This window comes from Streptomyces sp. SAS_270, assembly GCF_052543295.1.
Window position 1 is genome coordinate 88,798 of sequence record NZ_JBMNDS010000016.1, and the last position, 12,624, is coordinate 101,421.

Below are 12,624 nucleotides of genomic sequence, written 5' to 3' on the forward strand. Positions count from 1 at the left end.
ACGCGGCCAGGTAAAGCACGATCCCCGGTTGCGTCGACGCTTGATGTGAGGCTGTTTCCCATGTTCGATCCGGTCATAGCGCCCAGCGGTACGCTGCTCGGCCTGCTCCAGAGGGGCCGCGGCGACGGCACGCTGCACGCACTCACCGCCCCGCGCGCCGAGGCGCTCGCGGCACTGAACCACTGCGTGCTGCGCGACCCCCGCCACGACTGGCAGGTGGAGAACCGCTCCCTTTACTACGCCCGTCTCTACCTCGATCTGAGCGGTGAGCTCGACGAGATCGAGCGGCACCTCTTCGACGCCGAGGACATCCTCGACACCTGCGAGTCCCGCACCGGGCTCGCCCTCGCGGTCCTCGGGCACCTCGCCTCGTACGGCAGGCGGGACGCCCTGGAGCTGCTGCGGCGCTACGCCGCCGGCGGCACAGGCTGGGCCTGGGCCCTCGACGAGCTGGCCCTGCGCGACGACGACGCGGGCCTGCGCGCCCTCGCGGAACCCGTGCTGGCCCGTTTCCCCGCCGACCCGGAGGGCGAGGCCGAACTCGCCGTCGTCGTGCGCGACGCCTTCGAACCCCGGCCCTGGCGGCTGTGGGCCGAGGATCCCCGGGCCTCCGTCGGCGGACGCGTGCGCGCCGCCCAGGAGGCCGGCTCCTTCGACCGCTGGCAACGCCAGATGCGACCGTCCGGGCCCCGCCCGGGCTGGAGCGTGCAGGCCGTCTTCGAATGGGCCCAGCAGGGCATCGAACGCGGAGCCGCGCTCCATGTGCCGGCCGCCCGCTGCCTCGCGGCCGTCGCGGGCCCGGAGGACCGGACCGCGATCATCGAAGCCGCCCGCTCCGGTGGCGACGGCGCTCGCTGCACCGCCCTGCGCTATCTCGCCGACAGCAACGATCCGGACGCCCTCGACCTGATCGAGGGCGCGGTGGCCGACGGCTCGACGACAGCCGTCGACGCCGCAGTGGACGCCTTCGAACGGATGCGCAGCGTCGCCGCCGTCGACCGGGCACGAAACTGGGCGCACCGCCCCGACGCGCTCGGCGCCGCCGCAGGACGGATGCTCGCCTGCCGGGGTGGCGCCCAGGACAGCGAACTGGTCCTCGGCGCCCTGCGGGAAGCCATCCGCGGCGAAGGCCCCGACGCGCCCACCCTGTGGACCCTCGTCGACGGCACCGGACGCCTCGGCATCGCCTGCGCCGCACCCGTGCTGCGCCATATCTACCGCGAGACCGCCTCCTCCCATCTGCGCGGCCGCGCAGCCCGCGCCCTCGCCGCCACCGACCCCTCCTTCCCCGCCGGCTTCGCCGTCGAATGCCTGTGGGACTGCGAGGAATTCACCCGCGAGGTCGCCGCACGCCACGCCGAGACCGGTGACGCGCGCGTCGTCGACCAGCTCCGCCGACTGGCCACGGACCCGGCCGAGGAAGCGGAGGTCCAGACCGCCGTACGCAGCCGGATGGGGCCCGACATGCCCGCCGTATGAACGCGGGGTGACCCGGCGAGCAGCCGGGCGTGGACGCCACCCGACGCGCTCGGGTGTGCAGCGCAACGCTCATGGGACGTTCCTCGTCCGGAAAGATCGACGTTGACGTGACCACGTCCGGCTCGGCGACAACACGGGTATGCGTGTCGTCATCGTGACCGAGTCCTTTCCCCCCGATGTGAACGGCGTGGCCCACTGCGCGCTCCAGACCGCCCGGCACCTCGTCGATCGCGGTCACTCCCCCCTCGTCGTCGCCCCGGCCACCGCCGGGCACGGGCCCGACGCCTCCGCGCCGTGCCCCGTCGTCCGTGTCCCCTCCCTACCGCTCCCGGGCTACCCCCAGGTCCGCGTCGCCCTCCCCAGCCGACGCGTCGCCGCGGCGATCACCGAACACCGCGCCGACCTCGTCCACCTGGCCAGCCCCTTCGTCCTCGGCGTCCGCGGCATGGCGGCCGCCGCCCGGCTCGGCATCCCCGCCGTCGCCGTCTACCAGACCGACCTCGCCGGATACGCCCGTACGTACATGGGCGCGGGCGAGGCCACCGCCTGGCGGCGCATCCGCTCCGTGCACGCCGCCGCCGACCGCACCCTCGCCCCGTCCAGCGCGGCCCTGCACGACCTGGAGGCGCACGGTGTGCCCCGGGTTCGGCTGTGGCCGCGCGGTGTGGACACCGTCCGCTTCCGCCCCGACCGCCGGGACGAGGCGCTGCGCCGTGAACTCGCCCCCAACGGCGAGCTGATCGTCGGCTACGTCGGCCGGCTCGCCCCCGAGAAACAGGTCGAACTGCTCGCCGCCGCCTGCGCGCTGGACGGCGTACGCGTCGTGGTCGTGGGCGACGGCCCCAGCGAGACCGCGCTGCGCGAGACGCTCCCCGGCGCGGTCTTCCTCGGCCGCCGCACCGGCGACGAACTCGCCCGGATCTTCGCCTCGTTGGACGTCTTCGCGCACACCGGCCCCTTCGAGACCTTCTGCCAGACCGTGCAGGAGGCCATGGCCAGCGGCGTGCCGGTCGTCGCGCCGGCGGCGGGCGGACCGCTGGACCTGGTGGCCCACGGCCGTACGGGGCTGCTGGTGCCACCCGGCGACGCCGACGCCGTACGCGACGCGGTGTGGTCCCTGGTCGCCGATCCGGCCGGGCGGGCCGCCTACGGCGCCGCCGGGCGCCGCACCGTCGAGGGCCGCACCTGGGCGGCCGTCGGCGACCAGCTCATCGGGCACTACGCCGACGTCCTCTCGGCGCGGACGGCGGTCGCGGCATGAGCCTCAGGATCGTACGGCTCGCCAACTTCGTCGCCCCGGCGTCGGGTGGACTGCGCACCGCCCTGCGGGAACTGGGGACCGGCTACCGCAGGGCCGGGCACGAACCCGTGCTCGTCGTCCCCGGCGAGCGCGCCACCGACCGGGACACCGAGCAGGGGCGGGTGATCACCCTGCCCGGGCCGCTGCTGCCCGGCACCGGCGGCTACCGCGTCCTGACCGACAAGCGCCGGGTCGCCGCCCTCCTTCGGTCGCTCGCCCCCGACCGGCTGGAGGTCTGCGACCGGACGACCCTGCGCTGGACGGGCGTATGGGCGCGCCGGGCGCGGGTGCCCGCGGTGATGGTCTCCCACGAGACCGCCGACGGCGTGCTGCGCACCTGGGGGATCCCCGAGGGCATGGCGCGACGCACGGCCGACGCCCTCAACACCCGTACGGCGCACATGTACGCGCGCGTGGTGTGCACCACGGAGTTCGCGGAGCGTGAGTTCGTGCGCATCGGCGCCCGCAATGTCGTACGGGCCCCGCTGGGCGTCGACCTGACGGGCCGGCACCCCGCGCTGCGCGACCCCGGCGTGCGCGCCCGGTACGCGCGCGTGGACGAGGCGCTGCTCGTACTGTGCTCCCGGCTGTCCGTGGAAAAGCGGCCCGGCACGGCGCTCGACGCGCTGGAGGAACTGCTCGGGCGCGGCCGACGCGCCGTGCTCGTGGTCGCCGGGGACGGGCCGCTGCGGGGCCGGCTCGAACAGCGCGCCCGGGAGCGACGGTTGCCCGTCACGTTTCTCGGACATGTCGCCGACCGCGAGGTGCTGAGCGCGCTGCAGGCCTCCGCCGACGTGTGCCTGGCCCCGGGGCCCGCCGAGACGTTCGGGCTCGCCGCTCTGGAGGCGATGGCCTGCGGCACACCCGTGGTGGCCAGCGCCTCGTCCGCTCTTCCGGAGGTCGTGGGGTCCGCGGGGGCCACCGCGGCCGACAGCGGCGAGGCCTTCGCGGACGCGGTGCGGCTTCTTCTGGGGCGCCCCGAGGGCGCGCGCAGGGAAGCGGCACGCGCGCGTGCCGAGTGTTTCGGATGGGATGCCTCGGTTGCGGCGTTTCTCGCCGCGCACGACGCGGAGGTCCCGGTGCGGCGCCGACTGCAGGAGGGCGTCGGATGAGGCCCCTGCGGTTCGTGGCCATCGGGGACTCGCTGACCGAGGGCGTGGGCGACCCGGTGGGCGAGGCCTGGCGGGGGTGGGCCGCGCTGCTCGCCGCCGGGCTCGCGCCGAAGGACGCGCCCGTCGAGTTCACCAACCTCGCGGTGAGCGGAGCGCAGTCCCGGGACGTGCTGGAACGGCAGACCCCGGCCGGCCTGGCGCTGCTGCCGGACGTGGTGTCCGTCGTCATCGGCGTCAACGACACCCTGCGGTGCACCTTCGACATCCACGCCGTGGCCGCCCGGCTCGACCAGGTGTACGCGGCGTTCACGGCACAGGGCGCGGTGCTGCTCACGGCCTGTCTGCCCGACCCCGGCGCGATGCTGGGGCTGCCCGGAGCGCTGGGGCACCCGCTGGCCCGGCGGCAGCGGGCCGTCAACACGGTCGTGCACGCGCTTTCCGAGCGGTACGGCGCGGTGCACCTGCACGCGGCGCAGGGCGCGTGGCTGACGGACCGCGCCCTGTGGAGCGCGGACCGGCTGCACCCGGGGGAGCGGGGCCACCGGCAGCTCGCCGTCCGCTTCCATGCCCTGCTCACCCAGGCGGGCCTGGCCACCGGCCCGGCGCCCGCCGCCGAACCCGAGTTCCCCGTGCCCACCCGGTCGGCGAGCCTGTGGTGGCTGGCCACCGCGGGCACCGGCTGGGTCGCCCGGCGCTGCACCGACCTGCTCCCGCAGCTCCTCACGCTGGCCGCCGACGAGGTACGCCACCGCGCCCGCGGCACCAGCGCCCGCCTCGACCTGACCGCCTCCCGCGCCGTCGCGTCGGCGCTGGCCGCGCTGTCGGTCGCGGAGCGGCCGGATGCCGCATGAGGGGTGAGGGCGGCCGGTTCAGGAGCGCGGGACTCAGCGCCGGCGCCGTACCGCCGTGAACCGGACGGGGATGCCCGGCACCGCCTGGGCCGCGGCGGGCAGGTCCGCCGGGTCGACGACGGCTATGACCGGGTAGCCGCCGGTGGTGGGGTGATCGGCGAGGAAGACGACCGGTCGGCCGTCCGGGGGAACCTGGACAGCGCCCAGGACCATGCCCTCGCTGGGGAGCTCGCCGGAAACGGCCCTCTCCAGGGAGGGCCCTTCCGTGCGCAGGCCGATGCGGTTGCTCGCCGAGGACACCTGGTAGGTGCGCGTGGTCAGTGTGCGCAGGGCCGAGGGTGTGAACCAGTCGTCGCGTGGGCCCGGTGTCACGCGCAGGACCAGTTCCGAGGGCGGCGCCGGCTGCGGGACGACGTCCACGCGCGCGCGGACGGTGGCGGCGCGGCCCAGCGGCAGCACCATGCCGTCGGTGAGGGGTGGCGGGCCGAGCCCGGAGAGGAGGTCCGTGGAGCGGCTGCCGAGCACCGGGTCGACGGCCACTCCGCCCGCGACGGCGACGTAGGCGCGCAGCCCCCGGTCGGCCCGTCCGATGTCCAGCAGGGCTCCCGCAGGCACGCGTACGGCAGCACCCCAGGGCGCTGGACGGCCGTCCACGGTGACCGGGCAGGGCGCGCCCGCGACCGCCACGGTGAGCGTCGAACGCGGGCGCAGGGCACAGCCGTTGAGGGTGGTCTCCAGGACGGCGGCCTCGGGCGGGTTGCCGACGAGACGGTTGGCGAGGTCCGCCGCGGGCGCGTCCAGGGCCCCCGAGCGCGGTACGCCGAGGTGGGCATGGCCGGGGCGGCCCCGGTCCTGGACGGTGGTCAGGGCCCCGGCGCGGACGACGGAGAGGGCCCGGTCGGTCATGCCTGCCTCACCGGTACGAAGCGGACCCGGGTGCCGGGGGCCAGCAGTGCGGCCGGCACGCGCGCGGGGTCCCACAAAGCGGCGTCCGTCGTGCCGATCAGCTGCCAGCCGCCCGGCGAAGAGCGGGGGTACACGCCCGTGTAGGGGCCCGCGAGGGCCACGGAACCCGCCGGGACGCTCGTGCGCGGGGTCGCCCGACGGGGAACGTCGTAGCGGGCGGGCAGCCCCGTCAAGTAGCCGAACCCGGGCGCGAACCCGCAGAAGGCGACCCGGAACCCGGCCGCCGCGTGTATCGCCGGAACCTCGGCCTCCGGCACCCCCCACAGGGCCGCGACGTCCGCCAGGTCCGGGCCGTCGTACCGTACGGGGATCTCGACCGCCGCCTCCGCGCGCACGGGCAGCGGCGGGATCCGCCACGAGGTGAGTGCGGCGGCCAGGCAGGCCGGGTCGTCCACGCCGTCCAGGAGGACCGTGCGGGCCGCGGGGACGATCTCACGCACGCAGAGGGAGCCCTCCGCGCGGCGGCGCAGCAGCTCGGCGTGCAGGGCCTGTGCGGCGTCGCCCGAGGACACCTCGACGAGCAGTGCACGGTCGCCGACCGGGAGGGCCCTCATGCGAACGCCTCCACCAGGACGCCCGAGGACTCCAGCCGGGCGCGGACCCGGCGGGCCAGGTCCACCGCGCCCGGCGTGTCCCCGTGCAGGCACAGCGAGCGGGCGCGGACCGGGATGCGCTCCCCGGAGTGGGCCGTCACCGTGCCGAAGCGTGCCAGGCCCACCGAGCGTTCGGCCACCGTGTCGGCGTCCGTGATCACCGCGCCGTCCTGGGAACGCGGCACCAGGGTGCCCTCGGCGGTGTACGCGCGGTCCGCGAACGCCTCGGTGGCGATGGGCAGTCCGGCCTTCTCGGCGAGGGCCAGGAGCCGTGAGGAGGGGAGGCCGAGGACGGCCAGGCGGGCGTCCGCGAGCAGGACGCCGTCCACGACGGCCCCCGCCTGCTCCTCGTCGTGCACGACGCGGTTGTAGAGCGCGCCGTGCGGCTTCACGTACGACACGCGCGTGCCCGCCGCGCGGGCGAAGACCTCCAGGGCGCCGATCTGGTAGGCCACTTCGGCCGCCAGCTCGTCGGACGGCACGTCCATCGAGCGCCGCCCGAACCCCGCCAGGTCGCGGTAGGAGACCTGGGCGCCGATCCGTACGCCCCGCTCGGCCGCCAGCTCGCACACCCGCCGCATGGTGGCCGCGTCCCCGGCGTGGAAGCCGCAGGCCACGTTGGCGCTGGTGACGACGGACAGCAGCTGTTCGTCGTCGGTCAGCCGCCAGCGGCCGAAGCCCTCACCGAGATCGGCGTTGAGATCGATCGGGGTCATGAGATCTCTGTTTCTCCTGTTCGGTCGATGCTCAAAGGACGCGGTACTGCTCGTCGCGGGTGTCCGTGACGAACATCTGGCCGGGCGCGTGGGTGATCGCGAAGGGCGGGCGCGACGCCATCACGGCTGCCTGCGGCGTCACTCCGCAGGCCCAGAACACGGGTATGTCGTCGGGCGCGAGGTCCACCGGATCGCCGAAGTCGGGGCGCGAGAGATCCTCGATGCCGAGGACCGACGGCTCGCCGCAGTGGACCGGGCTGCCGTGCACGGCCGGGAGCAGACTGCTCTCCCTGATCGCCGCGGCCAGGTGCTCGGGCGGGACAGGGCGCATCGACACCACCATGGGGCCGTGCAGCCGCCCGGCCGGGCGGCACCGGCGCCGGGTCACGTACATCGAGACGTTGCGGCCCTGCTCGATGTGGCGCATCGGGACGCCCGCCCCGGTCAGCGCCCACTCGAAGGTGAAGCTGCAGCCGATGAGGAAGGTGACGAGGTCGTCGCGCCAGCGGTCCACCACGTCCGTGGGCTCCTCGACCAGCTCGCCGTGCTCCCACACGCGGTAGCGCGGCAGGTCGGTGCGCAGGTCCGCGCCGTCGGCGAGGACGGTCGTCCACGCACCGGCGTCGGTGACGTCGAGGACGGGGCACGCCTTCTGGTTGCGCTGGCAGAACAGCAGCATGTCGTACGCCCAGTCGGCGGGCACCGAGATCAGGTTCACCTGGGTGTGGCCCGCGGCGACTCCGGCGGTCGGCCCCGACACGCCCGAACGGAACAGGGAGCGTGCCTTCTTGGGGGTCCACGCGTGCGCGTGGCCGTCGACCACGCACAACGGGCGGTCCTGGGAGGTGCGGTTCACCGGAGCTCCTTCCCCAGGGTCTCGGGGAGCCCGAGCAGCGCCAGCGCGGCCAGGGCGTAGCCGATGGCGCCGAAGACCAGGGCGCCGCCGACGCCCCAGCTGTCGGCGAGGAAGCCGACCGTCGTGGGGAAGGCGGCCCCCACGGCCCGGCCCGTGTTGTAGGTGAAGCCCTGGCCGGTGCCGCGCACCGCCGTCGGATACAGCTCGCTCAGGAACGAGCCGAAGCCGCTGAAGATCGCCGACATGCAGAAGCCCAGCGGGAAACCGAGTACCAGGAGCAGCGTGTTGGCGCCGCTGGGGATGTTGGCGTACACGAGGATGCCGGCCGCGGAGAGGACGGCGAAGAGCAGGATGTTGCGCTTGCGGCCCAGCCGGTCGGTCAGATAGCCGCCGGTGAGGTACCCGATGAAGGCTCCGGAGATCAGGAACGTGAGATAGGCGCCGGTGCCGACGACGGACAGACCGCGGTCCGTCTTGAGGTACGTCGGCACCCAGGTGGCCAGCGTGTAGTAGCCGCCCTGTACGCCGGTGGACAGCAGAACGGCGAAGAACGTGGTGCGCAGGAGGCCCGGGGAGTCGGCCGTGGCGGGCTTGAAGATCGCCGCGAACGAGCCCTTGTGGCCGCTCTTGGCGCGTTCGGCGGCCGCCTCCGGTGCGTCGTGCACCCGGCGCCGCACCCAGACGACGAGCAGCGCGGGCAGCGCGCCGGTCCAGAACATGACGCGCCAGGCGAGGCCGTCGTCGAGGTACTGGAAGACCAGGGTGTAGACGATCACGGCCAGCGCCCAGCCGACGGCCCAGGCGCTCTGGATCGCGCCGAGCGTGCGGCCCCGGTGCTTCGCGCCGGTGTACTCGGCGACCAGGACCGCGCCGACCGCCCACTCGCCGCCGAAGCCGAGGCCCTGAAGGGCGCGGAAGACCAGCAGGGTCTCGTAGTTGGGCGCGAAGCCGCAGGCCACGGTGAACACCGCGTACGTGGCCACAGTGATCATCAGCGCCTTGACGCGTCCGATCCGGTCCGCGACCACACCCGCGACGGCGCCGCCGACCGCCGAGACGACCAGCGTGACGGTGGTGAACAGGCCGGTCTGGCCGCTGTCCAGGCCGAAGTACGCCGCGAGCGCGACCATGCTCAGCGGCAGGGTGAAGTAGTCGTACGAGTCGAGGGCGTAGCCGCCGAACGCACCGCCGAAGGCGCGTCGGCCTCGCGGGCTCAGGGCGCGCAGCCAGCCGAACGCGCCGTCGGGGGTGTGGGGTTCGCCCGTACCGGGAGCGGGATCGGCGGTCAGGGCCTGGGAGGGAGGGGTCGTGCTCATGGGCACCTCGCAATGAGGGACGGAGGGTGCTTGAGGGATGAGCCGTGCCGTGCGGAAGCGGGGGCGCCGGGGCTGTGCCGTCGGCGCCTGACCGACAAGGTAGAGGATCGTTGAACGATCCCTCAATACCTATGTTGTTTCGTTCTTATTTCTGCGATTGAATTCCGGGCATGGCAGAGCTGACGGGACTGGCCGACGATCGCGCCCTGCTGGGCCGCACCAGCACCGCCGAGCGGGTCTCGGACATCCTCAGGAGCCGGATCGCCGACGGGTTCTTCCCGCCCGGGACCCGGCTGTCCGAGGACAGCATCGGCGGCGCGCTCGGCGTCTCGCGCAACACGCTGCGCGAGGCCTTCCGGCTGCTCACACACGAGCGGCTGCTGATCCACGAGCTCAACCGGGGTGTCTTCGTCCGGGTGCTGACCGTCGAGGACGTAGAGGACATCTACCGCACCCGCGGTCTCGTCGAGTGCGCGGTCGTACGGAGTCTCGGCCGGCCGCCGTACGCCGTCGACGGGCTCGCCGAGGCGGTCGACGACGGGCAGCGCGCGGCCCGCGAAGATGACTGGAAAGGCGTCTCCACCGCCAACATCCACTTCCACGGGGAGCTGGTCGCGCTCGCCGGCAGCGCCCGCACCGACGAACTGATGCGCAGCGTTTTCGCCGAACTGCGGCTCGCCTTCCACGTGGTGGACGATCCACGCCGGCTGCACGAGCCGTACCTCGCACGCAACCGGGAGATCCTCCGGACACTCCAGGCGGGCGATCGGGACGGTGCCGAGCGTCTGCTCGCGGAGTATCTCCAGGACTCGCTCAAGGGACTCGTCGAGGTGTACGGGCGACGAGTGGGGTGATCCGGCCGGGCTGCGGGGCGTGCACCCGCCGGGACGGCGGTCGCATCTGCGTCGTTTCGACCGTTGTCAGACCGAGGACCTAGTCTGTGCACCGTGACTTCGCCTGCATCGACGGACAGCGTTCCGCCCCAGCTCAGCGCGGGGCCGCGCCCTGCCCCGGGCCCGGCCGCCGACGAGGGCCTGGCGCGGCGGCTGCGCGCGCTCGCCTGCACCGCGCCGCTGCACGACCTCGACGCACGCAAGGCGAACCTCGCGGGTGAGTACTCGGTGTACGGCATGGCGGAGGTCGCCCTCGCCGCCATCGACCTCGTCACCCTGAACATGGACTTCGACACGGGCGCCGACCACGACCAGATAGTGGCCAGGCTCATCCCGCGCATCGCCGCCCAGGCCCCGCAGCGGCCCGTCGCCGAGCACGAGCGCGTGGCCCGCTGGGTCCTGGAGAACCTGATCAACGTCGGCAGCGTCGACCGCGGCTTCCGCGCCGTGTACGGCACATTCGCGCCCGACGGCTCCTACGTACGCCGCGACTACGACTTCAAGCTGATCGAGGAGGTCCCGGGATACGGCGGAACCGTCTACCTCCGGACGACCGACGAAGCGGTCAACGTCCTCGTCGGCGCCCTCGACACCGACGTCACCAGCGCGCAGATCGCCGCCGAGGTCAAGCTCGAGGTGCTGATCAGCCGCGGCCGGCTCGCCGACGCCCAGCTCGCCGCCGAGCAGGCCCGGTACCGGACCGTGCAGTACTCGGAGACGCTGCGGCGGGCGCTTGACGCGACCCGGCGCAACGTCCGCGCGGTGGACTGGCTGCAGGCCGTACCCGACATGATCGCCGAGGCCCTCGACCACGTCGCCGACCGCTACCGCCACGAGAACGCGATCCTCACCAACATCCGCAAGGCCCGCGACGAGTCCGAGGACTCCGAGCAGAAGCGCCGCGCCGCCGAACTGGTCGACATCGTCAAGGACTGCATCCGCCGGCACACCCAGCTGCAGTCCCGGCTCCTGGAGGCCGGACCGCTGTTCCGCGCCGAGCAGGACCGGCAGGCCTTCGCCACGCCCATGACCACCTCGGGGATAGACCTCTACGGGCACCTCGTCGCGCCGCTGCTGCCGCTGCCCGTGGAGCAGGCGTTGCGCGTGACCGACGCCTTCTTCGCGCGTGGTACGGGCCTGCGCACGCCCGTCTCCGTCCGCGTGGGGGACCTCGTCGACATACTGCTGACGCCGCCCACCGAACGGGAGCACCTCGGCGCCGAGATGCCCGAGCCCGACCTGATCGCCACGCCCGACGACAGCCGGTTCAGCGAGGAGCAGCTGGCGAGCGCTCTGGAGCTGCTCGACCTGCCCGCAGACGCACCCCGTCGGCTGTCCGGGCTGCTCGCCGAGGCACGCCGCCGTGACCCCGAACTGCCGTACCTCGTCGCCCTGCTGGCCGTCCACGCGGCCAGCCCCCCGGTCGGCACCGCCTACCGGCAGGGCGAGGAGAAGCTGCTGTTCGCCGTCGACGACGGCACCGAACTCGACGACCCCGAGTTCGGCGGCGCCGACCTCGTCGTCGGCATGGCCCTGCTGGACGCTGCCGGCATGGCGGCGGACCGGACGGAGGCGGCGTGAACTCTCCGCTCAAGGCGCAGGCGAACTACGGGTCGTCTCAGAACAAGGAGCAGCAGCCGTGACCGAGCCCGTCGAGTGGAGCGAGCCGGAGGCCGCCGCCGCACTGGCGCCCAGTGCCGCCGTCACCCCCGCCGACGCCGCCGACGCGGCGCGGCTCGTCGCCTTCGGGCTGCAGCCCAAGCTGCAGCCCGCGCGCGACCAGGAGTACGCCGAACTGCTGCGCCGCTACCGCGAGGACGCGCCCTTCGCGCGGCTCGCGGACGCCGTGGCCGCCGGTCTCGGCCTGGTCGTCCTGGAGGTGTCCCCGCGTGCGGGGATGGCCGTGACCGCCGCCGAGGACTCCGTGTTCGCCGTCCGCATGGGCGACTACGCACGTCGTACGTCGGCCGACGGCACCGACCGTTTCCTGCACGGCCTCGCCCACCTCGCCGTCGCCGCGATGGCGTTCCCCCGCCCCGAGGACCTCGCCGACGACGGGTACATCGGGCGCGTCTCGGTCAACGGCGTCGACGCGTTCGTCCGCCAGGCCTGCCGCAGGCTGGAGGAGCGGGCCGAGGAGACGGGGGAGAACACCGACCCGGCGACGGACGCGCCCGGCCTGGAGGCCGCCTGGCGGATCTGGGCCCGCAGAAGCTCCGCCGGCGCCACCAAGGACGCGCGCAGACTCGCCGGTTCGACGACCGGCATCGTCGGCAAGGCCCTCGCGTTCCTCACCGATTCCGGGTTCCTGCAACGCACCGGCGACGACGCCGGGGGAACGTACCGGACCACCGCCCGCTACCAGCTCCAGGTGCGCGACATGGCGGGCAGTGCCGCCCTCGCCGAGCTGCTGGAGCTGGGCATCGTCCCGGTCACCGACGGCACGGCGACGCTGCTGCCGGCCCAGGACACCGAGGACCTGGAGCTGGTGGCCGACGCCGGGCTCCCGTTCCACTCCTGACCTCCCGAACTGCCTTCACGA

At 74.0% G+C, this 12,624-nt stretch carries 12 protein-coding genes; 7 read left to right on the top strand and 5 right to left on the bottom strand.

Going from position 1 to position 12,624, the window contains the following annotated elements; translation table 11 throughout:
* Positions 1 to 60 precede the first annotated feature (60 nt).
* The 4 genes from ACN6LB_RS13990 to ACN6LB_RS14005 all read left to right on the top strand — a co-directional run bounded on the left by ACN6LB_RS13990 (position 61) and on the right by ACN6LB_RS14005 (position 4,742).
* On the top strand, positions 61 to 1,479 hold the full coding sequence (locus ACN6LB_RS13990) for a HEAT repeat domain-containing protein (RefSeq protein WP_445026069.1): 1,419 nt from the start codon (positions 61 to 63) through the stop codon (positions 1,477 to 1,479).
* A 139-nt stretch (positions 1,480 to 1,618) separates the two neighbouring features.
* Positions 1,619 to 2,740, top strand: a complete 1,122-nt coding sequence (locus ACN6LB_RS13995; protein ID WP_445026070.1) for a glycosyltransferase family 4 protein — start codon at positions 1,619 to 1,621, stop codon at positions 2,738 to 2,740.
* Positions 2,737 to 3,891: a glycosyltransferase gene (locus ACN6LB_RS14000; RefSeq protein ID WP_445026071.1), complete on the top strand. Its 1,155-nt coding sequence runs from the start codon at positions 2,737 to 2,739 to the stop codon at positions 3,889 to 3,891. The genes ACN6LB_RS13995 and ACN6LB_RS14000 overlap by 4 nt, the downstream gene beginning before the upstream one ends.
* On the top strand, positions 3,888 to 4,742 hold the full coding sequence (locus ACN6LB_RS14005; protein ID WP_445026072.1) for an SGNH/GDSL hydrolase family protein: 855 nt from the start codon (positions 3,888 to 3,890) through the stop codon (positions 4,740 to 4,742). The genes ACN6LB_RS14000 and ACN6LB_RS14005 overlap by 4 nt, the downstream gene beginning before the upstream one ends.
* A gap of 33 nt (positions 4,743 to 4,775) precedes the next feature.
* On the opposite strand, the gene ACN6LB_RS14010 is transcribed toward ACN6LB_RS14005, so the two are convergent.
* Genes ACN6LB_RS14010 through ACN6LB_RS14030 form a run of 5 tightly spaced genes read right to left on the bottom strand, consistent with a single transcriptional unit; the run spans position 4,776 to position 9,189 of the window.
* Positions 4,776 to 5,648 (bottom strand): biotin-dependent carboxyltransferase family protein, encoded by an 873-nt coding sequence (locus ACN6LB_RS14010; protein ID WP_445026073.1) that lies wholly within the window; start codon positions 5,646 to 5,648, stop codon positions 4,776 to 4,778.
* Positions 5,645 to 6,262, bottom strand: a complete 618-nt coding sequence (locus ACN6LB_RS14015; protein ID WP_445026074.1) for a 5-oxoprolinase subunit B family protein — start codon at positions 6,260 to 6,262, stop codon at positions 5,645 to 5,647. Before ACN6LB_RS14015 ends, ACN6LB_RS14010 begins: the two co-directional genes overlap by 4 nt.
* Positions 6,259 to 7,017, bottom strand: a complete 759-nt coding sequence (locus ACN6LB_RS14020; protein ID WP_356147525.1) for a LamB/YcsF family protein — start codon at positions 7,015 to 7,017, stop codon at positions 6,259 to 6,261. The genes ACN6LB_RS14015 and ACN6LB_RS14020 overlap by 4 nt, the downstream gene beginning before the upstream one ends.
* Before the next feature lie 31 nt (positions 7,018 to 7,048).
* Positions 7,049 to 7,873 (bottom strand): putative hydro-lyase, encoded by an 825-nt coding sequence (locus tag ACN6LB_RS14025; protein WP_445026075.1) that lies wholly within the window; start codon positions 7,871 to 7,873, stop codon positions 7,049 to 7,051.
* Complete coding sequence (locus ACN6LB_RS14030; protein WP_445026076.1) at positions 7,870 to 9,189, bottom strand: MFS transporter; 1,320 nt, start codon at positions 9,187 to 9,189, stop codon at positions 7,870 to 7,872. The genes ACN6LB_RS14025 and ACN6LB_RS14030 overlap by 4 nt, the downstream gene beginning before the upstream one ends.
* 170 nt (positions 9,190 to 9,359) lie before the next feature.
* On the opposite strand from ACN6LB_RS14030, the gene ACN6LB_RS14035 reads away from it, so the two are divergent.
* From ACN6LB_RS14035 to ACN6LB_RS14045, 3 genes are all read left to right on the top strand, one after another.
* Positions 9,360 to 10,043 (top strand): GntR family transcriptional regulator, encoded by a 684-nt coding sequence (locus ACN6LB_RS14035; protein ID WP_356147533.1) that lies wholly within the window; start codon positions 9,360 to 9,362, stop codon positions 10,041 to 10,043.
* A gap of 93 nt (positions 10,044 to 10,136) precedes the next feature.
* Positions 10,137 to 11,663: a hypothetical protein gene (locus ACN6LB_RS14040; protein WP_356147539.1), complete on the top strand. Its 1,527-nt coding sequence runs from the start codon at positions 10,137 to 10,139 to the stop codon at positions 11,661 to 11,663.
* A 58-nt stretch (positions 11,664 to 11,721) separates the two neighbouring features.
* On the top strand, positions 11,722 to 12,603 hold the full coding sequence (locus tag ACN6LB_RS14045; protein WP_445026077.1) for a hypothetical protein: 882 nt from the start codon (positions 11,722 to 11,724) through the stop codon (positions 12,601 to 12,603).
* Positions 12,604 to 12,624: the final 21 nt, after the last annotated feature.